The organism is Chitinophaga sp. XS-30 (genome assembly GCF_008086345.1).
Taxonomy (GTDB): Bacteria; Bacteroidota; Bacteroidia; order Chitinophagales; family Chitinophagaceae; genus Chitinophaga.
The window spans coordinates 1,445,108-1,471,258 of the sequence record NZ_CP043006.1; the positions used below are offsets into that span (position 1 = coordinate 1,445,108).

19 protein-coding genes are annotated in these 26,151 nt (G+C 53.5%); 6 read left to right on the forward strand and 13 right to left on the reverse strand.

Going from position 1 to position 26,151, the window contains the following annotated elements:
• Position 1 precedes the first annotated feature (1 nt).
• The 10 genes from FW415_RS06085 to FW415_RS06130 all read right to left on the reverse strand — a co-directional run bounded on the left by FW415_RS06085 (position 2) and on the right by FW415_RS06130 (position 10,075).
• The gene (locus FW415_RS06085) at positions 2-424 is read right to left on the reverse strand and encodes a hypothetical protein (RefSeq protein ID WP_148383388.1); all 423 of its coding nucleotides are present in this window, start codon (positions 422-424) and stop codon (positions 2-4) included.
• Between the two features lie 74 nt (positions 425-498).
• Positions 499-1,347, reverse strand: a complete 849-nt coding sequence (locus tag FW415_RS06090; RefSeq protein ID WP_148383389.1) for an AraC family transcriptional regulator — start codon at positions 1,345-1,347, stop codon at positions 499-501.
• Between the two features lie 9 nt (positions 1,348-1,356).
• A complete protein-coding gene (locus FW415_RS06095; protein ID WP_168208687.1) occupies positions 1,357-1,953 on the reverse strand; it encodes an NTP transferase domain-containing protein in 597 nt (198 codons plus the stop codon).
• Between the two features lie 11 nt (positions 1,954-1,964).
• On the reverse strand, positions 1,965-3,122 hold the full coding sequence (locus tag FW415_RS06100; protein ID WP_148383391.1) for an XdhC family protein: 1,158 nt from the start codon (positions 3,120-3,122) through the stop codon (positions 1,965-1,967).
• 84 nt (positions 3,123-3,206) lie between these two features.
• The gene (locus tag FW415_RS06105; RefSeq protein WP_148383392.1) at positions 3,207-4,367 is read right to left on the reverse strand and encodes a cysteine desulfurase family protein; all 1,161 of its coding nucleotides are present in this window, start codon (positions 4,365-4,367) and stop codon (positions 3,207-3,209) included.
• Complete coding sequence (locus tag FW415_RS06110) at positions 4,364-6,490, reverse strand: xanthine dehydrogenase family protein molybdopterin-binding subunit (protein WP_148383393.1); 2,127 nt, start codon at positions 6,488-6,490, stop codon at positions 4,364-4,366. The genes FW415_RS06105 and FW415_RS06110 overlap by 4 nt, the downstream gene beginning before the upstream one ends.
• A 24-nt stretch (positions 6,491-6,514) precedes the next feature.
• On the reverse strand, positions 6,515-6,964 hold the full coding sequence (locus FW415_RS06115; protein ID WP_148383394.1) for a (2Fe-2S)-binding protein: 450 nt from the start codon (positions 6,962-6,964) through the stop codon (positions 6,515-6,517).
• A gap of 4 nt (positions 6,965-6,968) precedes the next feature.
• On the reverse strand, positions 6,969-9,074 hold the full coding sequence (locus FW415_RS06120) for a molybdopterin cofactor-binding domain-containing protein (RefSeq protein ID WP_148383395.1): 2,106 nt from the start codon (positions 9,072-9,074) through the stop codon (positions 6,969-6,971).
• An 18-nt stretch (positions 9,075-9,092) separates the two neighbouring features.
• Positions 9,093-9,533, reverse strand: coding sequence for a (2Fe-2S)-binding protein (locus tag FW415_RS06125; RefSeq protein ID WP_148383396.1), 441 nt, complete (start codon positions 9,531-9,533; stop codon positions 9,093-9,095).
• Between the two features lie 179 nt (positions 9,534-9,712).
• A complete protein-coding gene (locus tag FW415_RS06130) occupies positions 9,713-10,075 on the reverse strand; it encodes a helix-turn-helix domain-containing protein (protein ID WP_148383397.1) in 363 nt (120 codons plus the stop codon).
• An 81-nt stretch (positions 10,076-10,156) separates the two neighbouring features.
• Between FW415_RS06130 and FW415_RS06135 the strand changes: the two genes are divergently transcribed.
• The 6 genes from FW415_RS06135 to FW415_RS06160 all read left to right on the forward strand — a co-directional run bounded on the left by FW415_RS06135 (position 10,157) and on the right by FW415_RS06160 (position 19,849).
• The gene (locus FW415_RS06135) at positions 10,157-11,035 is read left to right on the forward strand and encodes an NAD(P)H-binding protein (protein WP_148383398.1); all 879 of its coding nucleotides are present in this window, start codon (positions 10,157-10,159) and stop codon (positions 11,033-11,035) included.
• Between the two features lie 320 nt (positions 11,036-11,355).
• A complete protein-coding gene (locus FW415_RS06140; protein WP_148383399.1) occupies positions 11,356-11,961 on the forward strand; it encodes an RNA polymerase sigma factor in 606 nt (201 codons plus the stop codon).
• Positions 11,962-12,011: 50 nt separating this feature from the next.
• Positions 12,012-13,214, forward strand: a complete 1,203-nt coding sequence (locus tag FW415_RS06145) for a FecR family protein (protein WP_148383400.1) — start codon at positions 12,012-12,014, stop codon at positions 13,212-13,214.
• A 277-nt stretch (positions 13,215-13,491) separates the two neighbouring features.
• Entirely contained in the window at positions 13,492-17,082 is a 3,591-nt protein-coding gene (locus FW415_RS06150; RefSeq protein WP_168208688.1) for a SusC/RagA family TonB-linked outer membrane protein, read from the forward strand.
• A 24-nt stretch (positions 17,083-17,106) separates the two neighbouring features.
• Positions 17,107-18,540 carry a RagB/SusD family nutrient uptake outer membrane protein gene (locus FW415_RS06155; protein WP_148383402.1) on the forward strand — a complete coding sequence of 478 codons (1,434 nt, stop codon included), beginning with the start codon at positions 17,107-17,109 and terminating at the stop codon, positions 18,538-18,540.
• Between the two features lie 37 nt (positions 18,541-18,577).
• Entirely contained in the window at positions 18,578-19,849 is a 1,272-nt protein-coding gene (locus tag FW415_RS06160) for a TlpA disulfide reductase family protein (protein ID WP_148383403.1), read from the forward strand.
• A 111-nt stretch (positions 19,850-19,960) separates the two neighbouring features.
• Here FW415_RS06160 and FW415_RS06165 read toward each other — a convergent pair whose 3' ends face one another.
• The 3 genes from FW415_RS06165 to FW415_RS06175 all read right to left on the reverse strand — a co-directional run bounded on the left by FW415_RS06165 (position 19,961) and on the right by FW415_RS06175 (position 26,035).
• Complete coding sequence (locus FW415_RS06165) at positions 19,961-22,312, reverse strand: TonB-dependent receptor (RefSeq protein WP_148383404.1); 2,352 nt, start codon at positions 22,310-22,312, stop codon at positions 19,961-19,963.
• 104 nt (positions 22,313-22,416) lie between these two features.
• The gene (locus FW415_RS06170) at positions 22,417-23,616 is read right to left on the reverse strand and encodes a PepSY domain-containing protein (protein ID WP_148383405.1); all 1,200 of its coding nucleotides are present in this window, start codon (positions 23,614-23,616) and stop codon (positions 22,417-22,419) included.
• Between the two features lie 70 nt (positions 23,617-23,686).
• Positions 23,687-26,035, reverse strand: a complete 2,349-nt coding sequence (locus FW415_RS06175; RefSeq protein WP_168208689.1) for a TonB-dependent receptor — start codon at positions 26,033-26,035, stop codon at positions 23,687-23,689.
• Between the last annotated feature and the right edge of the window lie 116 nt (positions 26,036-26,151).

Consider the following 26,151-nt stretch of genomic DNA (forward strand, 5'->3'; position numbering starts at 1 on the left):
CTCACACCTGCTCCGCCAACCCCGCATACTTCCTCACCAACAGCATATTCACCACCGAAAGCAGCAAAAAGCCCCCCGGAATATAAGGCGGCTTGATTTTCAAGGGCAGCACACTGGCCGGAACATCCGGATGCAGATGCACATAAATGCCGGTCAGCATCATGATGACAATGATGAACGATGCCAGGGTCAGGCAAAAGCGCATTTTATACCGGAGGGCCAAACTTGCGATCAACAGGCATCCGGTCGTGATTTCTCCCGCTATGCCCATTATGTATGATGTGGTCCCCAAACCACTGGTTTCGATCTGTACCGCATACCAGCTTTTAAAGGGATCTGCAAATTTAAGGATGCCAAACATCAGCATCGCTATGCCCAGGAACCAGGAAATGGATTTAAAGACAGCAATAGGTGAGATGACCATTTTTTTTGCCATGAAAGTATAAAGCAATGGAGGATGGTAATTGACCGGGAGGTTCAAATTGTTGTATAAAACGTTCAGACTTTTTTTATCGATTTTCTGTACGCTGAAGGAGAGCGCCCGTGCACCTGGCTGAATGAGCGGGAGAAATGCGATTGATCGCTAAACCCGGTTTGGTAGCATATCTCGCTGATGGAGAGCGTGGACGAGGATAGCAGGTTTGCGGCCTTTTCGACCTTTTTTCGTTTGATATAATTGGCCGGAGTATCATTGAACTGTGCCTGAAATGCTCTTTTAAAGCTGGAGAGGCTTTGGCCAGACAGCGCCGCCAGTTGATTAATGCTCAGGTTCGAATACAAATGGGTGTCAATTATTTTTTGCAAGGCGGCTTTTCGTGGATCGAACAAAAAGGACAATAACGTCGAAATGGTTTCCGCTTTGTCTGACTGCAGCAGCAGGTGCATCAGCTCTTTCAGTTTCAGCAGGACCAATTCCTCATTGACGAGTACGGGATTATCAAAATAGAAAAGGAGGCTGTCAGCGAAATGGGCAAATACGGAGGATGCCGTTATTTTTTTGACAAATCCATTCTGCGGCTGGTTTGTCAAGACTGCGGGCATGTCATTTTTATATATTTCTGCCAGCACTTCAGGATGAAGATGGATCGCCAGTATCTCACAGGTATCAAACCCTGTGCTTCGCACGATGTCAGCAAAATAGCTGCCGCATTTCAATAGTACGCTTTCAGCGGCATTGATCTGCAGTTTTTCTTCCGGTGAGGAAAGTTCTGCCGCACCGTTCTTCACATAAATAAAACAGGCTTCATCTCCGAACACAGCGCTGTACCTGAAAGGGGCTTTAACGACCAGTTTTTCAACGATATATTTCTGCTTCAGCCTGAAAAATTGTTGTCTGCTTACTATCATTGATCCATATTATTCATTGCCTGTCAATTCCCTGTAACCTTCATCCGTATCGATATCCACGGCCCCCGCAGGGAATGGGACCAGTGCAGTGCCTGTTCCGTGCTTTTCGATGATGCCCCTGGCCCCGGTGTCCCCCGTCAGTGCCAGCAATTCCGGGAATACCGACCGGTGGAACAATGCCGGCACGCCTTTTCTGTCCGCATAAAAGCTGGCGGTAATTTCCGCGCCGGTGTGCTGCTGTTTGGCGATTAATGATAAAATGTGCGAGGTATCCACATGCGGCTGATCACAAACCATCAATATGATATGGGTTACCTTATCCTGGTGATCCATCATATGCTGCACGCCGCAGCGGATGGACGATGCCATTCCTTCCCGGAACCCTGTATTCAGTATAACAGCAACATCCGGCGATCTTATTTCCCGCACCAGCTTTTCCGCTTCCGCGCCCAGCACCACAACAATAGCAGCGGGATTGGCCTGTTGCGCTGTCTGGATGGTATTATTCAGCAGGGAATCCCCTTTGTACTGCAGCAATTGCTTGGGCCTGCCCAAACGGCTGGATGTACCTGCGGCCAGGATGACAATTCCATATGCATGTTCCAAGGCAGTTCGTTTTAGCGTGAGAGGAAATCTGTTTTTCGCTGATGTATATGGCCGGTGTAGTTCCGGAGGTATGCACCGGCTTTTTCGGAGAAGACGGCCTTTATCTCGGCACAGATGGCCAGTGCGATCTCCTCCGCAGTTTCCGCGCCGATATCCAGGCCAACGGGACTGTATATGGCGGATAACTGTTCGGGTGTGAGCGTTGTTCCTTCTTCTTCCAGTTCCGTCAGCATCCTGGCGAGTTTCTTTTTTGGGCCAAGCATGCCGATATATTTTACCGGAAGGGTTACCAGTTTTTTCAGCATGGCCTTGTCGTAATGATAATTATGCGTCATCAGCGCTATTGCAGTGCGGTCGTCTATCACCACCTGCTGCAGGGCGCTTCCGGGATCGGCGATGATCAGTCTGCAATCCGGGAAACGGCGTGCGTTGGCATAGTTCGGCCGCCCGTCCAGCAGTGTGATATCCCAGCCCAGTATGCCCGCGATCTGCACAAGGGGAAGCACATCGTTTCCTGCGCCGGCAATTACCAGTGAAACCGGAGGGGCCATATACTCCAGGAAGGCGGAGAGGGGAGCCTGTTCCGGTTGTTCTTTCGCGGGGACGTATTGTATGAAGGCGGTGTTCTTTGCTGCCAGAATGTTTTCCGCATCCCGTGTTACCGCATGCAGCGCTACCGGCATACTCCCGGACTGGAACTGTTCTCCGCCGGCTTTGAGCAGCAGGCGGGTACCTTGTTGCGGATGCCACTTGTCCTGCAGGGAAAAGAAAGTAACCAGTACGGATGCCTCCCTTTTTTCCACGGCATGTTGCAGCAGTGTAACGGGATTGATTGCTTGTTCAGGGTTCAGCGGTTCTATCAGCACGCGGATGATCCCGTTGCAGCCCAATCCGGCACCGAACACGGCATCCTCTTCATCGGCGGTGTCGTAAGTGGCCAGCAGGGGTTTCTCCTGCATGATCACGGCCAGCGCTTTCCGTAACGCGTCCCCTTCAAGGCAGCCTCCGCTGATCGCGCCGGTGAGCATCCCGTCTTCCGTGATGAGCATGCGGGCGCCCGGCCCTCTGTAGGATGAGCCGGATACATGCACTACCGTTGCCAGTGCTGCTTTTTGTCCCTTCCCGGTGGCCGTTTCACAGGCTGCTATGATCTGTTTGATCTCTTTCATGGCTGTTGCACGCTTATGTACTGATGAATGTAATCCTTCCGAAGCGCTGCGGCCTGATCCTTTCATGGCAGTCAGGCGATTGTTTTATATATTGATGCATTGCAGTTGCCGTACTGTTTCCGTTAATATTTCCACGGCGATATCTACTTCGTTATCTGTTGTAAACCGCCCCAGGCTGATGCGGACGGAATTGCCGGCTTCTTCACCGGTTAAGCCCATGGCTTGCAGCACATGGGACGGCTGTTGCACGATGCCGCTGCAGGCGCTTCCACGGCTGAGGGCCAGCCGTCGGGATACGGTCAGCAGCAATTGCTCGTTGTCTGTTCCCGGGAAACGGATATTGCTTACATGTGGCAGGCGTTCTCCCGCTCCGTTTATACCTGCACCCGGGATTTTTTCCAGCAGCGCAGTTTCCATCCTGTCCCGCAACTGCCGCAATCGTAATGCTTCTTCTTTCATTTCCAGGCGGCAGATGTCCGCCGCTTTGCCAAATCCGGCAATCCCCGGCGTATTGAGCGTTCCGCTGCGGGTCCCTCTTTCCTGTCCGCCGCCATGTTGCTGCTGTAAAATATTTACGGGCGGACGGCGATGGCGGACAAATAATGCCCCCACGCCCATCGGGCCGTACAGCTTATGTGCGGAAAAGGCCATCAGATCGATATGCGCATCCGCCACGGAAACCGGGATCTTTCCAACCGCCTGCGTGGCATCGCACATAAAGCATATGCCATGTTTTCGTGCGATCTCGCCGATCTGCCTGACGGGGTTGATCACGCCGGTTTCATTGTTGGCATACATGATGGCGATACAAACCGTGTCTTCCCGGATAGCCTGTTCCAGCTCATCCAGCGATAACATGCCCTGCCGGTCTACCGGAAGCCGGGTGGTGGCATAGCCGTTTTTTTCAAGATGATCGCAGGTATCCAGCACGGCTTTATGTTCAGTGGCTGCGGTAATGATATGACGGCCTGCGGCGGGATTTGCTGCTGCAAGCCCTTTCAGCGCCAGGTTCACCGCTTCTGTGGCCCCGGAAGTGAAGATGATCTCCCGGGGTGTGGCCTGCACCAGGGCTGCCACCTGTTCCCGGGCCTGTTCAACAGTCTCTTTGGCCAGCCATCCGAAACTATGGTCCCTGCTGGCCGGGTTCCCGAACTGCCGGGTAAAATGCGGCAGCATGGTCTCCACCACCCGCGGGTCGCAGGGTGTAGTCGAACAATAATCCAGGTATATGGGCGCAGCTATCATGCGAACAGCCCGCTTTTGATGAATGGCTGATCTTTCAGTCTTACGCCCGACGCGGCAAATACGGCATTCGCCAATGCCGCACCGGCGGGTGGCAAGGCCGGTTCCCCGAGGCCGGTGGGAGGGGCATCGCTTTGGATGAAATGCATCTCCACTTCCGGCGCTTCGTTCATGCGGATCATCCGGTAGGTATTGAAATTGGTCTGATCCGGTTTCCCTTTTGTGAGCGTCAGCTCTCCGTACATAGCATGCCCGATCCCGTCAATGATACTGCCTTCCAGCTGCGTTTCCGCGCCACTCAGGTTCACCACTCTGCCGCAATCCACAATGCAATACATTTTCTTCAGCCGGAGTTTGCCATCGGAAAGTTTTTCTACTTCCGCGATCTGCGCTACATAACTTTCAAAGGAGAAATGAGCGGCAAATCCCTGGAAGATATTTTCGCCTTTGGGTTTTCCCCATCCTCCCACTTCCGCTGCCTTTCTGATCACCGCGGCAAACCGGTCCGGCTGATAATTCACTTTCCCCACCGGCGTATTTTTGGCCTGCTCCAGCAGCTCCAGCCGTAATGCCACCGGGTCTTTCCCCGCCTGTCGCGCGATCTCGTCGAGGAAGGACTGTTCCGAGAATGCGATGTAGTTGTGGGTTGGTCCACGCCATGGGGCGGTGGGGACCGGTGATTTGTAATTATGGGTATCTACCTGCAGGTTTTCCACCGCTCCGGCGGGGAAGCTGTCCGGACTGGCAGAGCCGCCCATGCCTGCGGAGTGATGATGCCAGGCGATCAGTTTATTGTCTTTATCCAGTGCAGCCCTGTATCTATAGCTGTACATCGGGCGGTAGAACCCACCGCCCATATCGTCTTCTCTCGACCAGATCACATTCACCGGCAGGTTTCCCGCCAGGCTGGATACGAGCGCCGCTTCTTCCACAAAATCCGTCATCAGCCTTCTGCCGAAGCCACCACCCATCCGGGTCATCATCACCGATACTTTTTCCGGGGGAAGTTTCAGCAGCTCCGCTACGCGGCCTCTCGCCCTTTCCGGCGTCTGGATCGGGCCATAGAGTTCAGCGCCGTCCGCCGTTACGTGCGCAAAAAAATTCATCGGTTCCATGGTATTGTGGGGCAGGAAGGGCGCATCAAAGTCCATTTCCACCACTTTTGCCGCGCTCCGGAAAGCGCGGGAGATATCGCCATCTTTTCTTCTGGGTTTCTCTTCAGGGCTTTTCACCAGGAGAGCATGCAGTTTTTCGGTATAATCGGCCGTGCTTTCCAGTTCACCTTCCGCTTTCCAGTTTGCTTTCACTTTTTTTGCGGCCTGCATCACTTCCCAGGTAGATGATCCCAGTACTGCGATCTTGTTGTCGAACCGTAATACCTGCTTTACGCCCGGCGCTTTTTCGGCTTCGGTATCATCAAAGGATTCCAGCGTCATGCCAAATGCGGGCGGGCGGATGATGGTGGCATACAGCATGCCTTCCCGCCTGGTATCGATACCGTATTTGTATTGCCCGGTAATGATCGCGTGATTGTCTACATTGCTGATGCGTTTGCCGATCAGTTTGAATGAAGACTCCGGTTTAACGCTTACATTGGCCGGCACTTCCAGTGTTGCGGCTTTTTCCACCAGTTCGCCGTAGCTCATTTTTTTGCCGTTGGCCTTTTGCACCACCATGCCGTTCTCCGTGGAGCAGGCATCCGGCGCAACCGCCCAGGCCGCCGCCGCGGCATTGATCAGCATCTGCCTTGCCGTAGCGCCCGCCTGCCGGAAGGATTCCCAGCTGGTGCGCACCGAGCCGCTGCCTCCGGCTACCTGCCGTTTGTATTTTTCAGTGTCCAGCCCCGCCTGTTCCACTTTGATGTTTTTCCAGTCCACATCCAGTTCTTCCGCTACCAGCATCGGCAGGGAGGTTTTCACCCCCTGACCCACTTCCGGGTTGGGGCTCATGATGGTCACGCGGCCTTTTGTATCGATTTTAATAAAAGCGTTCAGATCAACGAGCTGTCCGCTCTCTTCTTCCGCAGTGCAGGAAGAAAGAAAATTGAATCCGAGAACGAGACCGCCGCCGGTTAGTGCGCTGATGCGGATAAAATTCCTTCTGTCCAGTTTAACCTGACCCTCCATAGTTGCTTGTTTAAAGATTTACAATTATTCAGCGGCCAGCCTGATGGCTTTTTTGATGCGGTTGTATGTGCCGCAGCGGCAGATATTCGTCATGGCATTATTGATGTCTTCATCAGACGGATGGGCATTGGTTTTCAGCAATGCCGCCGCAGCCATGATCTGTCCGCCCTGGCAGTAGCCGCATTGCGGCACATCCGTTTCTTCCCAGGCGCGTTGCAGGGGATGATCGCCTTTTTCGGACAGTCCTTCGATGGTGGTGATCTTTTGATCGCCCACGTTGGATACGGGCAGTACGCAGGAGCGCACAGCGGTATCGCCAATGTGTACCGTGCAGGCCCCGCATTGGGATATGCCGCATCCGTATTTTGTCCCGGTAAGCCCGATGACATCCCGGATCACCCATAGTAGGGGCATTTGCGGGTCCACGTCCACTTCATGTTTTTTGCTGTTGATCGTCAAGCTGAATGTAGCCATAATGTCAAGATGTTTTTTTGAGCCCTTGCGGGATCAGTGGCAAAGTGTATAGTTTTATTCCGGTGGCATCGGCGATGGCATTGCGGATAGCGGGGGCGATGCCTACGATGGGCGTTTCTCCGGCCCCTGCGGAGGGGATGTCTTTCCGGTTGAGCAGCACAATGTCCAGCGGCGGGATGTCGGTGAACCGCGGCACCCGGTAACTGGAGAGGGAAGGGTTCAGGATACGCCCGTCCGCAAAGTCGATCTCTTCGAACAACGCGCCGCCAAGGCCTTGCAGGATGCAGCCCATGACCTGGTTTTCCAGGTGCAGGGGATTGATGATCGTGCCGCAGTCGTATGCCGCTGTGATGCGGAGGACCTTCAGTTGTTCAGATGCCTCGTCGTACATGACTTCCGCACAGGTAGCGATGTAGGAGTTCTTCACAAATCCGCAGGCGATGCCCTGGCCGTGACCTGCTTTTTTTGTTTTATTCCAGCCGAATTTATCCGCAGCAGCCTGCAGCACATGCTTCAATCTTTCATCATCCAGGTTGGCCAGCCGGAATGCCAGCGGGTCCCGCTGCAATGACCTCGCCAGGTCGTCTATCACGCTTTCCATGGCAAATATATTGGCCGTAGCGGCCAGTCCGCGGTAGGAGCCTTGTTTTAACGGTGTTTTGGAAGGATGGAACCGGATGTGTTTCGTGCCGGCCTGATAGGGGAGGTCAATGCCCGCGCTGCCGGAGTTGTAATTATGGAATTCCCAGGATTGCAGTTTCCCGTCTTTATCCGCGCCTGCCGAAACTTCGATCAGTCCGCCCGGCCGCAGATATGCCCATTTGAATTCTTCTTCTCTCGTCCATACCACTTTTACCGGTTTGCCTACGGATCTGGACAGCTGCGCTGCTTCCAGCGCCGCCTCCCCGCTGTGTTTGCCGCCGTATCCGGAACCGGTATCGGGCATGATGACGCGGACCTTTTCCTTGGGCATGGAGAAAGCCCGGGCCAGTTCTTCCTGCACGCCGAATGGCCGCTGCGTGCCGGTCCATACCGTCAGTTGCCCGTCTTCCCAGGTAGCCAGCGCGGCGCGCGGTTCCAGGGGAACGTGCGCAATGTATTGTACTTCAAACGACTGTTGTATGCGTTCCGGTGCATCCGCAAACGCTTTTCGGGCGGCATCTCCATCGCCTTCCCGCCCTCCGCGTTGTTCGGAATGTTCTTTCAGGTAAGCGAATATATTCGCCTTTGACGGTTGTGGCGTGGTATCCCAGCGCGCATCGATCCTGCTCAGCGCATTCGCGGCTGTTTGCGGGTCGGCCGCCGTTACACCGATAAAATCCTTTTCCCGCACGACGTTCACTGCGGGGGATATGCGGGCTTTTTCCACATCGGCGGACACGAGCGACGCGCCATTGGCCGGTGCGCGCAGCACCTTTCCATACACCATGCCCGGCAGTACCATATCGGACACATATTTGTGCCGGCCGGATACGAAACTGCTGCCGTTGACTTTCGGTACGGCTGTTCCGGCCACTTTCCATTGATCTGCCGGGGTGAGTTTTACCTGGTCATTTACCGGCAGCACGGATTTTTTGCCTTTGGTAAGTTCCGCGTAGGCCACCGAACGGCCGGAGGATTTATGCGTTACCCGGCCGTTGCCGACCTGGATGCTTTGTTTATCCACTTTCCATTCCGCTGCAGCCATGTCCACCAGCGCTTCTCTAAGCGAGGCGGCGGCTTTCCGCAGCCGGGGCCCCATGGTGGGGGTGGAGAGGCTGCCATATGTACCACGGTCATATGGTGTCAGTAAAGTATCGCCCATGATCATGTCGATCGAATCCACCGGTACTGCCAGCTCTTCCGCCACTACCTGCGCCAGCGAGGTGCGGATATTCTGTCCCACTTCCACTTTGCCGGTGAATACGGATATTTTCCCGTCTTCATGAATATGTACCCAGGCGGCTATGGACCCTTCATCCGGAGCGGCGGTGAGGGAGCGCGACAGTCCGTTCAATTCCGAGTAGGTGAGCACTACGGCAATACCGCCGCCAAGCAGCCTGATGAAATTCCTTCTGTTGATGCCGCGGCCGGTGCCGGGTGTTTTGTCTGCTGTGCCTGGTTTATGCATGACTTTCCATTTTGAAGGTTAGGCTTTGATGATGGCATTGATGATGCGGGGATATACGCAGCAGCGGCAGATATTGCCCTGCATGGCTTCGATGACCTCCTGGCGGCTCGGTTTCGGATTTTGGGCTTTGAGCGCAACAGCAGCCATGATCATCCCCGGTGAGCAATAGGCGCACTGAAAGGCGTCCTCATCCAGAAAGGCCTGCTGTACCGGATGCAGTTTCCCGTCTTTTTCCAACCCCTCAATGGTAACAACGGCTTTGTGCTGCACGCTGGCCACCGGTGTAATACAGGATGGCACCGCATGCCCGTCTACCAGCACTTTGCAGGCGCCGCAGGCGCCCTCTCCGCAGCCGTATTTACTGCCTGTCAGGTTCAGATGCACACGCAGGGCATCGAGCAGACTGGTATTGTCCGGCACATCGAGGGTATAATCTGTAGCGTTTACATTGATTTTCATAAGAGGCGATTATGATATTGAGCGATCGGGAGTGGTCTGTAACCAAATATAATAATTATCAGATACAAGGCACAGTTAAATGGGATGACCGGAAATGGCCGTCGTTGGAGCAGGAATTTCCGGAAAGCTCCGCTGCGATGATGATGTGGAAGGGGGGGAAGTGCTGATCCGGGTTTTTTTTACCGGCGGGTTGCTTTACGTTCTTTAATTGCCCATGAGGCCATGGCATTGATCACCGGTATCAAACCTTTTCCTGCCCTGCTCAGCTTGTAGATCACATAGGGCGGCACAACGGGTTTGGCTTCCCTGATCACGAGGTCATCCGTTTCCAGTTGTTTCAGGTGCTGTATCAGCATTTTTTCCGTTATCGCGGGTATGGCCCTTTTCAGTTCACTGTACCGCTTGTTGCCGGTTGACAGATGATAGAGGATGATGGGTTTCCAATAGCCGCCAATTCTTTCCATCACATAGGTTACCGGGCATTGTTCCAGTGCATACCGCTTGTTCTCCTGGATGGTGGATGCTGTTTTGATCGCTGCCATATTGATACATACTTTAGGGTAAGTACTTGTCTAAAAGTAAGTACAAAAATACCTTTGTTCCGAAATAAAAACAATACTGACATGAAAATAACAATTGCAGGCTCTCTTGGAAATATCGGAAAGCCTTTGACACTACAACTGGTGGCCGCGGGGCATGACGTAACGGTTATCAGCAGTAATGCGGACAGGAAGGCGGACATAGCGGCGCTTGGCGCCAGCGCCGCTATTGGTTCGGTAAGTGATGCCGCGTTTTTACAGGAAACGTTCAGGGGGGCGGATGCTGTTTTTGCCATGACACCTCCCGGTTTGGGTGGCGTTAACGTAGTTGCCAATACTACTGCCGCAGGAAGGGCTTATGCAACCGCTATCAGGGAGGCCGGTGTCACCCGCGTGGTGATGCTGAGCAGTGTAGGCGCTGATCATCCTGACGGGAACGGGCCAATTGCAGGCGTGCATAATATAGAGCAGCTGTTCAATGATCTTGAGGGAGTAGCAGTGACCATCCTTCGCGCGGGCCTGTTTTATACCAACTTTTACAACAATGTGCCTTTAATCAAAGGCATGGGTATTATGGGCGCGAATTATCCGGCCAGCCTGAGCCTTCCGCTGGTGCATCCAAAGGATATTGCCGCTGCTGCCGCCGAAGAGCTGCAAAGGCCGGCAACCGGCAAGAACATACGGTATATTGTCAGTGATATACGCACACCGGCTGATTTTGCAAAGGTGCTTGGCGCGGCTGCCGGCAAGCCGGAACTGCCCTGGGTAGAGTTTACGGATGAACAGTCGTTGCAGGGTATGCTGCAGGCCGGATTAACGGAAGAAATTGCCGGGCTGTACACGGAGATGGGCGCAGGCTTCCGCAGCGGCAGACTTTTGGCGGATTTTAAGCAAAACGGTGCACCGGTGACCGGCCGCACCAGGCTTGAAGATTTTGCGAAGGAGTTTGCGGGGGCATTTTGATAGCGGGGTGATTTGTAATGCCAATATGCAAAAAAGTATAGTGAACCGTTGAAGCATCGTGTAAACGATTGCCCGGCGCTGTCAATACCTGAATAACAGGAGGCTGTATCAAAAGATCGATACAGCCTTTTTTTATTCGGGTCCTGGTGGAGATAATTTTCGTTTACGCGATGCTCAGCGCCTTCATTTTACTTTTGAGCCATCCCCTTTTTGCATGCCGGAAGTAATGGCGAACGGGATTGCTGACAAATGGCATATAGGCTATTTGAAAGTTTTATATAAGTTTACACTTTCGTAAGTTGAAAATCACAGATCGCTGATTGACAGACTATTTACCAGATAACGAGAGCGAATTGCTTGCAAGAATAGCTGAAGGAGATGAGGCTGCCTTCAGCCAGGTATTTCATTTCTATTATCCCCGCCTGCTCAGTTTCGTCAGCCGTTTCGATCAAAATTCCGGTAATGTGGATGAGGCCATCCAGGAAACCTTTATCCGGGTATGGATATCCCGTGATCAGTTGCCTGATATTGATAATTTCCGTGCCTGGCTGTTCACGATTGCATCCAGGGAAGCGATTGCACTGATCAGGAAAAATCTGCTAAAGCAAAAGACCGGTCAGGCCTTTTTAAAGAACCGGCCTTTCCCTGATCCGGCAACGCCTGCGGAGCTCACGGAGACCGGAGAGATAAAGCGCCTGGTGGGCGAGGCTGTTGCCCGTATGCCGCCGGCGCGCCGCCGTATCTACCTGATGAGCCGGGAAGAAGGCCTTAAACCGGCAGAGATCGCTGCCAGGCTAAATCTTTCCGTCAGCACAGTCAAAAACACACTTGTTTCCGCATTGCAGGATATCCGCAGGTTCCTCGCCCTGCATGGCCATATGATCGGCCCCCTGCTCGCCGCTTTAATTTTTTTTCGGGGTGAATAGTACGTTCTTCCCCGTCATGCTTCTATAATGTATCAAGCCATCATCAGGTCATGGAATATCCGGTAGTCAGACAACTAATAGAGAAATATCTGCATAACACGCTCTCCGATGAGGAAAAGCTGCAGCTGCTTCGTTTGACGGAAGATGCGAACGATCCTTCGCTGATAGCTTTACTGCAGGAGATGCTCGCGGAAACCCCGGAGGCTCATCTTCCGGTTGATGAGGAACGGCTAAGGCTTTCATTGATGAAGGTACTGGAAGTGGATAAACCCGTCGCTCCGCAAGGCGTGCCGGTGAAATACCGGCGTATGCGGGCCATCAGCACTACCTGGTTGCGTTATGCGGCTGCCGTAATATTGATAGCCGGTGCCGGTACTTATCTATGGCTTAAAGATGCGGACCGGGGTACGCCAGCTGCTACAAATGCTGCTATACCTGGTGATGATATTGTTCCTGGCGGACAGAAAGCCGTGCTTACGCTGGCCGACGGTACGGTCATTCAGCTGGATAGCGCCGCTAATGGTCAGCTCGCAGTCCAGTCCGGCAGCCAGATCATGAACAGCAACGGGCTGATCTCCTATACGCCATCAGGCAGTGAAGCGCATGTAATGGCTTACAATACCCTGCGTACGCCCAGAGGGGGCACATACCAGCTCAGTTTGCCCGATGGCACCAGGGTATGGCTCAATGCGGCCAGCTCCATCAGCTATCCGGTGGTTTTTTCCGGTAAAGAGCGCATAGTGAAAATGACGGGAGAAGCTTATTTCGATGTAGCGCAGGATGCGCAGGCGCCGTTTAAAGTGAAGGTCGATGAAAACAATTTGATAGAAGTACTGGGAACACAGTTCAATGTCAAGGCCTATAAAGAAGATGACCTTGTGAGCACTACCCTGCTCGAAGGTGCGGTGCGTGTGGCCGGCAATGGAAAACAGCTCACCCTGAAACCGGGGCAGCAGGCACAGGCTTCCGTTGAGCAATTGTCGGTAAAAACACTGGGCCAGGCGGGTATCTCACAGGTGATAGCCTGGAAGGAGGGACGGTTTAATTTCCAGGATGCCCATTTGCAGGAGATCATGCGTCAGCTGTCCCGCTGGTATGATATTGAAGTGGTGTATGAAAAAGGTATCCCTGATCTGGAGTTTATCGGTGAAATTGAAAGGTCATTGCCGCTGGGGGAAGTGTTGAAAGGCCTGAAAATGTCCGGCGTGAATTTCCGTCTTGAGAAAGGGAAACGGCTGGTAGTATCTCCATGATGAATTAAATAAACAGCCGCAATCTATCTCGCTTCAGATATTTAAAGAACGACAGCACCAACCAAAATTGCGGGGCTGAACTAAAAAGTAAAATGATGGGACCGGTATGGCATAGTGCGATCCGGTTTACATCACCTGCCCGGGAAGGATACTTTTCAGTTCAGTCTCCCGGATGACTTTTTTATTCACTTTATCAACTAAAAGCATTTTAATGGCTGCTCAACCAAAACCTGCCGCATTCCGATGGCAAGCTGCATGGCCTGTGTTTATGTTCCTGATGATGACTTGCCTCCGTACGAACGGCCAGTCCACCGGGCCACTGATCACCTTTACCGGAAAAGATGTGCCGCTGGTCACCGTATTCCAGACTATCAAGGAACAGACGCGGTACAGCGTATTTTCAGGCAAGAATCTTTTGAAATCAACCCAGCCTGTTACCTGCGCGGTGCGCAACATGCCGCTGCCGGAGTTCCTGGACCTTGTGCTGCGCAATCAGCAACTCTCCTATGAGATCAGTAACAAAACCATTTTCCTGAAAGCTGCTCCCGCCGGCTCCGCCAACGAACGTCCCGGTGAAACGGGAAAGATCAGCGGCACAGTGAAAAACAAGGCCGGCACTCCCATAACCCCTGCAACGGTCATGCTGGAGCCGTTGAAAAAGGGTGCCGTTACCAATGAGCGGGGGGAATATAATTTTAACGATCTGCCGGAAGGGTTCTATACGATCCGGGTCTCCTGTATAGGGCATGCCGTGGAAGAAAGAGAAGTATTTGTGAGTAAAACCGGCGGTGTTTTGTATGCTGATTTTGTGCTGAATGAATCTTCGAGCCAGCTGAAGGAAATAGTGGTGAGCAGCGGCTACCAGACGTTTTCCGTAAAGCGGAGCGCCGGTGCGTACGCGAAGCCCGATATGCAAACGCTCCGGAACAGGACTACCTCCATGAACATACTGCAGCGCCTGGACGGGCTGGTGCCGGGCCTTACCGTTAACAATGCGCCTTCCGCTACGGGTACCCCGGTATTGATCCGCGGCCTTACTTCCATCAACAGCAACAAGTCGCCGCTGCTTGTGGTAGATGGTGTGCCGCTGGACAACATCACCTCCCTGAATCCGCAGGACGTAGAGGACATCACGGTTTTAAAGGATGCGTCCGCGGCTTCCATCTGGGGGGCGAGAGCGGCCAACGGCGTTATTGTGATCACCACCCGCAGGGGTGGCCGGAACGAAAAGCTCGCTATCGAATACGATGGTTTTGTGAACTTCCAGGGGCGGCCGGATGTAGACTACTACCCGGTGCTCAGCAGTCAGCAATTCATGCAGGCCGCCAGTGATATCTTCCGGCCGGACCTGTATCCCTGGGCTAACGTCAGCGCCTACACCGGCCTTGGTTCTACAGGCGTTCCGCCGCATAACGTCATCCTGTATAACCGCTACCGTGGCCTGATATCCGATGCGCAGGCCAATGCAAGTCTGGATAGCCTCGCATCCATCAATAACCTCCGCCAGATACGCGACATCTGGTACCGGCCCGGTCTGCTTACCAATCATACCCTTTCCGTGAGAGGCGGCGGGGAGTCGTATGGCATATATGGTTCAATTGCCTACACCGGCACGCAAAGCAACCGGCCCGGTGAAACGAATAACACCTATAAGATCAACGTCAGGCAGGATTACCAGGCCAACAAACATCTTGATCTGTTCCTGATCACGGATCTTACCAACGTCAATACCAGCTCCCCCAGGAACATTGAAGCGGATAACCGTTTTCTGCCCTATCAGCTGTTCCGTGATGCGCAGGGCAACCCGATCTCCATACCCTATGTGAAACAATTGTCCGATTCAACAAGGGCGGCATTTGAAGGGAAAAGCGGCATCAACCTGGATTATAATCCCCTGCAGGAGAGGCAGTACGGTTATACCAAAGGGGACCTGCTGGCGGCGAGGATCACGGCGGGGCTTACAGCCAGGATCGTTGACGGATTATCCTTTACGGGAGTGTATGGTTTGTTCAGAACGGCGGAAAGGGTACGGTCGTATGACGACAGCCGCAGCTATCTTGTCCGCTCTGAAGCCGCGCAGTTCACCGTGCCCGCCGCCACACCGTCCCAGCGCCCTGTATATTACCTCCCCGTTACCGGCGGAAGGTATGCGCTGACCAACATCGCACAAACCAACTGGACGGTGCGCAACCAGCTTGCGTATGACCGTTCATGGGATGGCAGCAGGCACCGGCTTTCCCTGCTGGCGGGTCAGGAAGCGCAGGAGCAACTGGCGGTGAGCAGCCAGTCGCTTATCCGCGGGTATAACGAGTTGCTGCAAACCTATCCCGCTATCGATTATGCAACGCTGTCCACAACCGGCGTAACCAATCCGGTAATGCCCAACAACGGTTCACGAAGCCTGCTGGCAAATGCGCAACCGTTCACTGAAACAGAGGGGCGCGTCCGCTTCCTTTCCTACTATGGCAATATGGGCTATACATATCTCGACCGCTATACGCTTAGCGGCAGCATCCGGCTGGACCAGTCCAATCTCTTCGGGCGGGACCGCTCCACGCAAAGCAGGCCGGTATGGAGCCTTGGCGCACGCTGGGAACTCGGTGATGAGGCCTTTATGGAACAGCAGCAGGTGTTCAATAATCTTTCACTGCGCGTGTCGTACGGCCTTACCGGCAATTCACCCATTCCCGGGACCGCCGCGTCGTATGACATCCTGGGGGCGCAATCCGGCGCTACATTACCGGGCAATACGGGGCTTTCAATCGTAACGCCGGCCAATGCGGCGCTGACCTGGGAAAGCTCCCGCACCTTGAATATCGGGGTGGACTTCGGCATCCTGAAAGGTAACCGGCTCAGCGGTTCCGTTGATTTTTACAGCAAGCAAACGGAGAACCTGATCGGCCAGATGGAAGTGAACCCGCTGTCCGGCTACAACAACGTTACCGGGAACTTCGGGAATATGCGCAATACCGGCATTGAGGTTTCGGCGCGTTCTGTCAACATCGAAGCCGGCCGTTTCCGTTGGATCAGCCAGCTGGTGCTTGCTTACAACCGCAACAAGATCACAAAGCTAAACCAGCCCGCGGTGATTGCTACCGGGGCGCAGAAGGCCAGTACGGTTTACCTGGCGGGTTATCCCGCATTTGCAGTTTTCGCGTATGATTTTGCAGGGCTTGATGATGAGGGCGATCCGCAGATCATGCTGCAGTCCGGCAAGCTGACCAAAGAAAGGAACGCGGCTTTACCGGATGATATACGCTACATGGGCACTTATCAACCGGTATGGAACGGCGGGCTTTCCAATATTTTCATTTTCGGCAACATTGAGCTGGCGGCCAATATGGTGTACAATTTCGGCAATGTGATGCGCCGGGATGTGAATGATTTTTATGCCGGGAACGGCCTGATCCCGCTGACGGCCAACAACGCCATGCAAAGCGGTGACCTGCGTTTCCGCAGCGGGAATGTGCATGCGGAATTTGCGGACAGGTGGATGCAGCCGGGTGATGAGCTGACCACGAATGTGCCGTCCTGGATACCGGTAGCCAGCGTCAATAACAGCAGGCGGGATATACGATACTACACGCAGGGCGATATCAATGTAGTGAGTGCAGCTTTTGCAAAACTGCGGGATATGTCCCTTTCCTACGATGTTTCCCGCAAGCTCGTATCGCGCGCCAAACTGAGCGGTGTCAGGCTGCGCCTGCAGGTATCCAACCTGATGTTGTGGAAAGCCAACCGCTACGGCATCGATCCGGAGTTTCAGGATGCGCCCGGCGGCAGCATTGCCGGGGAAAGGGCCGGGGGGATCCGTTATATGCGTACCAATCAGGGCACCGTTACCGCAGGTTTGAATATTCGGTTTTAACAAGGAACACTACAAAAAAAGGACATGAAAAAATATACTGTTGCACCGGCTTTACTGCTCCTTTTGCTGATAGCCGGCATATCCTGTAAAAAGAGCTTCCTGGAAGTTTTGCCTAAAGGGAAAGTAATTGCGGTCGGCTATCAGGATTACGAACTGCTGCTGAACAACACGAACCTCCTGAATGTGGGCACAGATGCCCAGCTGATGATGGGAGACGAAGTAACAGCGGCAGAGCCGTATTACAGCGGTCTCACATTACGGGAACAGCGGCTTTTTACCTGGAGCGCCCAGATCTACCAGCCCGATGAGAACAGTCCGGAAACCTCCGGGCCGCTGGCCAGCATCTATACCTATAACAAGATCATTAACGAAGTGATGGAGGCGCCTGACGGCACGGTGGAGCAGAAAAAGGCAATACTGGCCGAAGCGCTTGCGGGGCGTGCCTGGACGTATTTTCTGCTGATCAATTATTACGGCAGGCCCTATGAGGCCGGCACGGCCGCCAGCGATCCGGGTTTCCCGCTGATCACCACGGCGGATATTACCGTCAACCGTTTCAGCAGGGCTACTGTGCAGGAAGTGTACGATCTCATCACCGGAGATCTGCAAAAAGCGCTGCCGGACCTGTCCGCCGACGTTTTTCATCGCCTCCGCATGAGCAGGCCCGCCGCGCAGGCCCTGCTGGGAAAGGTGTATGTATTCATGCAACGGTATGAAGAAGCGCTGCCGCTTCTTGAATCGGCTTTGCAGGGGCTGGCAACGGCACAGACGCCTGTGGGCCTGTATGATTATAATGAAACATTTGCGCCGAACGGAGCGTTTATGCCGATCGATATCTTCGGGCCGAATTATCCTGTTACCGCCAACAACCAGGAAGCATTATACCTGCGGCAGTTTTCGAACTTCCATGTGCTGTTCAATACGCTGCAGGTAAATGGAGAAACCATGTCGATATACGAGCCGTCAGACCTTCGCCTGCTGCTGTATTCGAAAACGCCTTTCCCTACCGGGGCGGAATTTCCCGCAGGCTCACAACGGAGGACCGCTCCCAGTATCGTTCCCTTCGGTGTGGTAGTGCCGGAGATATACCTGCTGATAGCGGAGTGCAAAGCCAGGGGAAACGACCGGGATGGCGCCGTGACCGCACTGGAACAATTGCGCATTAACCGCATGCCGCCGGCGGATGCAGCCGTGCCGGCGCCAGTGGCCGCGGATCAGCTGCTGTTGCTGCAATTTGTGATGGAGGAACGCCTGCGGGAATTTGCGGGGCTTGGGGTCCGCTGGTTCGATATGAGAAGGCTTTCTGTTGACCCATTGTTCAGCACTCCTGCTTACACCCATACCCTGCACCAGGCAGATGGCAGCACCACCGTTTACAACCTGGCACCGGAACGTTTTGTGCTGAAGGTCCCGCCAAAGATACTGCTGGCCAATCCGGGCATGGAAGACAACCCATAATCAAGATTCAATGAACTGAAAAAAAATATATCGTTATATGAAAAAGATCAAACTATCGTTACTTGCTTTGTTGACCTGTTTTTCATTATGCGTGCATGCACAGCAGCAGAATGCTTTAATGGAGCAGATGAAAGCCATGACGAAGGAACGTGATCCGCAGAAGAATGTACTGTTGATGAACAGGATCATTGCGGAAAACAAGCTGGATACAATCGGGGATGCGGAAACGATTGATGTACTGAAAGGCACGGTAGCACTGGCTTTTCTGCGGGAACGCCGGTACGATGCATTCAAGGAATACATCGGCGGGATAAAAAGCAAGTTCAACCAGACTTCTTATATGGACATGGGCGCCAGTATGCTGGTGCGGGAGAAGATCGATACGAAGATGGCGGAAAAGCTCGCCAGGGAAACGATCGATCTCTATCTATCGTATAAGGACGATCCGTCCGCCAAACCCGAAGGCATGTCCGCCGCCGACTGGAAGCGGTTCATGGATTTTGCGCAGTACCCGTATTATGATACTTACGCCAGCGCGCTTTTCGCCAATGATAAATTCAGGGAAGCCCTGCTGTACCAGGAAAAAGCGTTCAACGGTCCGCCCGAAGAGGGGCTGTCAACTTCAGTAGAACGATATGCGCGTTTGCTGGCGCTGAACGGTCAGGAAGAAAAAGCGTATGATCTGTTGGTATCACTGACCAGAAAGGGTAAATCAACAGCAGATATGAATGCGCAGCTGAAGGAACTGTATGCCCGGAAAAACGGAGACACTGCAGGGTTTGAGGAATATCTCGGCAAGCTGCAGCAGGATGTGCAACTGGCGCTGAAGGAATCGCTGAAGGCCAAAATGCAGGACACGGAAGCGCCCGGCTTTGCCTTATATGACCTGGCTGGAAAAAAGGTATCCCTGTCTGACTTCCGGGGAAAAGTAGTGGTACTGGATTTCTGGGCCACCTGGTGCATGCCCTGTATTGCCTCTTTCCCTGCGATGCAAAAAATGGTGGAACAGCATCCCGAAGTGGTATTCCTGTTCATAGCAACGCTGGAGAAGGAAAAGGATGCGCTGCCAAGGGTCAGGTCATTCATCAAGAAAAGAAAATATCCCTTTCATGTGCTGATGGATGTGCCTGTTGCTGACAAACCCGGCAATTACCAGGTTGTTTCCGCATACAAGCCCAATGGCATCCCCGCAAAAGCAGTGATAGACGGCAAAGGAAGGCTCCGCTTCCTGAGTACCGGATTCTCGTCCGATTCGGAATTGATCAATGAATTGGAAGCGATGATCGATCTTGCCAGGCAAGGGTCGTAGCGGGGTATGAAATGGTTTATTCCCAACGGGTTTACTGTTCCTGATAGAAAAGGCCCGGGTTTTAGCCCGGGCCTTTTCTAAACCGTAACCGGTTATTAATATTTATGCAAGCTAGAATTTAAATGTCACGCTTCCGAGGATGTTCAGTTTTTTCTGCGGCGTGCCATTGGAATTCCAGTATTCTTCGTTCAGCAGGTTGTTCCCTTTCAGCGACAGCCTGAACATGGGTTGATCATAAAAAACGGCCAGGTTCAGCAAAGTGTAGGAAGGCAGCACAAAAGTGTTGGTCGCCTCAAACCAGGAGTCGGCCACGTAGTTGCCACCTGCACCGAAGCCCAGGCCTCTTGCTTTGCCGCGGGTGATGTAGTAGCTGATCCACAGGTTCACCACATCTTTGGGGCTGGCAGTTATGTACTTGCCTTCCAGTGCAGCGTTCGCTTTTTCATATTTGTTCTCGTTATGTGCGTAGCCGGCCACGATGTTCAGGCCGGCAACAGGGTTGGCTATCAACTCCGCTTCATAGCCTTTGCTGTGCTGGGTAGCATCTTGCCGGGTGAAGTTCCTGCCATCCACTACTTCAGTACGGGTGGAGTTGCTGACGGAAATGTCATAATAGCTTATGGAACCATTCAGCTTGTGCTGGATAATGTCCAGTTTTACACCGGCTTCCCACTGGTTGCCGTACTGCGGTTTCAACTCCAGTACCGTATTGTCCGGCTGTACTACCGGCGCCCGGTTTACGAACCCGTTCATGTAGTTGCCAAAAATGGATACCTTATCCGGTACCGGCTGGTACACCAGGCCGAACTTGGGCGACAGGGAAGTCTGATCATACCCTCCGGCGTATTTGCCGGTAGCCACGCTGTAGGAGCCGTCTGTTGTGAAATGGTCCGCACGCAGGCTCAGCATGGCCATTAACGTGGGAGTGAGGTTCAGTACATCGGAAATATAGGCGCCGTAGCTGTAGGATTTGTTGCTGCTGGCGGAAAACCCTTTCTGGAAGGCCAGCGCGTTGATCTTTTCCGCATTGATGTCCGGCAGTGAACGGTTCAGGTTCACGGTATCAAAGCTTACGGTCGCGCGGTAAAGGTCATTGTAATTATAATTGTAGTCCAGCCCTATCACCACGCGGTTGCGCAGCTTTCCCAGGTTAAAGTCGCCGATAAAGTTCTGCTGGAGCTGGATGTTCCCGAACGTTTCCGGCGTCTGGTTCCTCACGGAGCGGGCAATGGTGGAGTCCGTGAGCATGCTCAGGGTGGTCCACAGGAAATGTTTGTAGAAGCCTTCGGAGAACAGGACGTTGGTTTGCGACTTCCATTTTTCGGAGAACTTGTATTCCATCTGCCCCTGCAGGTTGTTGATGCCGTTGCTCACGTCCACGCTGTTGTTGATCAGTGATCGCTCGTAACCCAGGGGCAGGTCCCTGAAGCTGCGGGCTGTAACATTGGCCATCGCGCCAATGGCAAAAGAAGTGGTGGTGTAATTGCTGCGCGTAATCTCCGCGTCTATGATAAATTTCAGGCGATCGTTCACCTGGTAGCTGAAGCTGGGCGCAATGGTGTAGTTCCCGGCGTAGCCCTGGTCCTGGAAGGAGCTTTCCGTTTGCCCGGCCACATTGAGGCGGAACAGCGCAGTATTCTCCTTGTTAAGGGGGGTATTGATATCCGCTGCTATCCTGGCAAAGCGGAAGCTCCCGCCGGTAAAGTTCACTTCTCCGCCAAAGCCCTGGTATGGCTTTTTGGTAATGTAATTATATACACCGCCGAAAGTCACGTTGCGGTTGCTGCCGAACAGGGTGCCGGAAGGGCCCTTGATCACCTCCAGGCTTTCCAGGATGGCGGGGTTCAGCGGCACAATGGCGCTAGTGACCATGCCGTTGCGCATGCCGGTACCAGTGGCAAAGCCGCGCAGGCTCATACCCTGGGAGCCGCCCGCAGCGAAGTTGGGCACGGCGCCGGGAATATTCCGGTACAGGTCTGTTCGCTCGGTGATCAGCTGCTCCTGCATCAGGGCCTTGCTTACCACCTGGTACACCTGCGGGTTTTCCAGATTTTTTAAAGGCAGGCGGGCTACCTGCTCCGTTTCCTTATTGGCAAACTTGTTCTGGCTGCTGGTGATGATGATCTCCTGCAACTGCGTGTTGGACACCTGCAGTTGCAGCACCACCGCGGTAGTCATGTTCTTTTCAACGGTTACAGCTTGCACCAGCTTCTCATATCCTACCAGTGAAACTTCCAGCTCATATTGGCCGGCAGCTACCCTGCTGATGGTGAAAGTGCCGTCTGCCCCTGTAATGGCGTTCTTGCCGGTGCCTTTTAAAACTATGCTAACGGATGGAGCCGGTCTGTCGTCATTGGTGGTTACCTTTCCCTTAATGGTCCCATAGCCGGTTTCCTCTTCATGTACATTCGCAAAACCAAGCACGGGTAGCAGTAAAAGTAGAAAGGGTATAATTCGCATCATAATATTTTTTGCAAAGGTGTAATATAAACGCCTGACACATTTACTCAATCGGGAAAATCTTTTACGCAATAGGGAAACTTATTGAGATAGAAGCGTAAAGTATTTCAGGGCGTATGCAAACGGCCGGGAGACTGATAATTTATTGGCTTTGCCGGAGTGCCGCTGACAGCGCTCATTTTATTGACAGGTCTGGAAGCCGGTTTTTTCTTTTTCCTTCTTCCCCACCAGACCAGGAAACCGGTGATGGGCAAAGAAGCAGCTATCAGGGCGGCGAAGAACATCAGGAGCCGTCCGGGGAGCCCGGCGATACTGCCCACATGGATGTCGTAGTTCATGCGCACAGCTTTTTCCGCCAGGGTGGCGTTTTGGTATTTGCCTAAGTAAGGAGCGGGGATCTCCCGGCCGGTATGCTGATCGAAATAGAGATAGTCTGCATTATAGAATTGGTTAGGACTCGGATAGGCCCTGACAATGACGGCTGCGGAGTCGTTCGCGGGCAGGGAAATGCTGTAGCCTGCGGCGTTCGGATAACGGGCCAGGAACGCTTCAAACACCTGGTTGATGCTGGTGCTGTCTTTCACGGGTGCATGATTATCGGACTTCACGGGTACGGCGCCCGGCCTTTTCTTTCCACCGCTGAATACCCAGAACTCGGCCTGCGCCATCCAGGTAAAACTCCACACCAGTCCCGTTAGCGCGGCGAAGGCAACGATCCAGCTGGCGTAAAAGCCCAGTACATTATGCAGGTCATAGTTCCGTCTTTTCGGCGAAGCATTCAGTTTGATGCGGAAGCTCACCTTCCGGCGGGCCTTGTTGCGTGGCCACCATAGCACAATACCGGTCACCAGAACGAGGAAGAAGACCAGTGTTCCGTACCCGACGATCACATCGCCGATTTCGCGCGGCAGCCACAGGTACATGTGGCCGTTCAGTATGAAATGAAAGAATTCATCATCGCGGTTGAGTACCTTCTGCACTTTGGCGGTGTAAGGATTCACATACACGTTGTAGTAGTGATACGGGTTCTTCTGGAAGAACTGGACCACCGCCGCTTGGTCTTTTCCTCTATACAGGATGCGGAACGCCTTTTCTCCGCCCATACTGGCCTCCCCGGCTGCGCGGATGGCGGTTACGGGTTGGAAAGGCTGGTCCTTCGGAGTCACATGCCGGTAAGGCTCCGTGTATTCAGATAATTCCGGTTCCCAGGAGTAGATGGCACCGGTAATGGAAATGATGAATACGATGGTCCCGGACACGAGTCCCAGCCATAGATGCAGCCAACCGAAGATCTTTTTGAAGCGCATGTGTTAAAATATAAAATGAAAGCAGGTGTTTGTCCTGCTTTCATGGATGTATTATTAATGGCCGGAAATCCTATAATTTGATAACGAGATTCACCGCATAGTTGCGTGGCGGCTGCGGCTCGCCCCATGGACCCCAATACATGGTATTTGAAATATTATCCAGCTTCACGCCAATGCGGTAACCGGGCCGGTCGTAAAACACGGTGCCGTTCACGAGCGCATAGGAAGGGAAGAACAGTGTATTGGCGTCATCAAAGGGCGTTTCGCTGTTGTAGAACACACCACCGCCGATGCCCAGACCCTGCAGTTTCCCGTTCATCAGCCGGTAGCTGATCCAGGTGTTGGCCATATGCTTGCCACCGGAACGTGCCGGCCGTTTGCCCACGTTGGCATTTGCTTTGGTGATCTCGCTTTCATTGAAACCGTAACCCGCCAGCACGTTGAGGCCGGGGAAGGGGTTAGCGATTACCTCGACTTCAAAGCCTTTGTTCTGCTGTGTTCCATCCTGTATCATGAAAGCCGGGTCTTCCGGGTCAGCGCGCAGCTTGTCGGTCACGCTGATGTCGTAAGCGCTGAGCGTAACGTTCAATTTGCTCTGGAACAGGTCCGCTTTCACGCCGCCTTCCCATTGGTTGGCCTGCTCCGGTTGGAAGAGGTCACCCTGTCTGTCAGTTTGCGCGCTGTAACTGAAACCGTTCTGGTAGTTGGCGAAAACAGATAGCTGATCTTTGATCACCTGGTACACCGCGCCCAATTTGGGAGAGAAGGAGGATTTGCTGTAGTTGCCGGTAACGACGCCGTTCAGCATGTTGGTAGTGCCCTGGTTGTCCACCCTGTCCCAGCGCAGGCTTAGCATGAGCAGCAGGCGTTCCGTAAAATTGATCACGTCTGAGGCATAGATACCATAGCGGTCCAGGTGGCTCTTGTAGAAGTTGCGGGCCGCTGCAGTAGGCGTGGGGAACAGGGGGTAGATCTTTTCCATCATCAGGAAGGGAGTGGGAGCTGACGCGCTCACCGTATCGAGGATGAAGCGGGAGGTATAGGTGGGCTGCGTAATGTCAGCCAGGTAATCCACACCCGCCAGCACACGGTGTTTGATCGGGCCGGTATGGAAGGTGCCGTTCAGGTTCTGCTGGATCTGGACGGTATTGTAGTTGTGGCTGTACTTCTGGAGCGTCCGCGTGATGCTGTCTGTGCCGGGCCGCCAGGTGCCGGCGAACTGGTACTGGTTGCGGGCATTCACGCCGCCGGTGGAGAATACGGTGGTGGTGTTCCAGTTGCTGCTGATCTTGTAATTCATCTGTGCGAACACGTTGTAGCCGGGGAAAGTGGATACGAGATCGTTGGTGTAATAGGTGCGGTTGTAATACCTGCCCATCGCTTCCTTGTAATCCGTAACACCGGCTGCGGGGTTGAGGTAAGCGATGGAAGGTGTTCCCTGGTTGCGGAACATCTCAAGGTCTACGAGGAAGCTCAGCCGGTCATTGGCTTTGTAAGAGAAGGCGGCGGACAGGAAGTAGTTTCTTTTGAAGCCAGCTTCCTGGAAGCTTTCCACGCCATGTCTGCCGAAATTCACACGCAGCAGCGCCGTTTTTTCGTTGTTCAGCGGCGCATTAAGGTCGATGGTGATGCGGTTCAGGTTATAACTTCCCGCGGTCAGGCTGATGTCTGTTTTGAAGGTTTCAAAAGGCTTCTTAGTCACGCGGTTCACCAGCCCGCCGTAAGACACGGCGCCGGTGCCGAACAGTGTGCCGGAAGGGCCTTTGATCACTTCGATCCTTTCCAGGTTGGATACGTCTACCATGACCAGTTGATTGGCCATCATGCCATTGCGTATATAGTTCTGTGTACGGAAACCGCGGATGATGGTAGAGGTACGGCCATTGCTCACCGTTTCGGTGGAATTCACCCCGGCTGCGTTCTTGATCGCATCTTTATAATCGAGAATAACCTGCTCCTGCATCAGCTCAGCACCCACGATGTTGTACACCTGAGGGTTTTCCAGGTTTTTCAGTGGCATGCGCGCCACGTAATCCGTTTCTTTCTTCGCGAATTTGTTACGCCCGCCTGCCACGATCACTTCCTGCAAGGTTTGCCTGGAGACGCTGAGCCGGAGATCGGCTTCCACCGTCTGCCCCGCGGCTACGGTCACGGAACGGCTGGTTACATCATGCCCGGCTACAAAGGCTTCCACAACATATGTTCCGGGAGCGATATTGCGGAGTGTATAGGTCCCGCTTTCGCCGGTAATCGTCTGTTTACGGGAATCCTTCAAGCGGACGCCCACACCGGGAACCGGTGCGCCGTCTTCCGCTGTAACGTGACCTTTAATGGCGCCGTGTGCCGGATTCTGGGCTTGGGCATTCATGCTCAGGAGGACAAAAGACAGGCATGCCGTTGCCAATGCAATAACTCTCATAGTCAGTTTATAGTTTAGGAATATAGCGGGTATGCGACAATGGATGAGCATTGTATTGCCGCGGCAAAGGTAGCAGTCAAGTCCCGGGAAACGGGATCGAATCCGGAATTTGATTT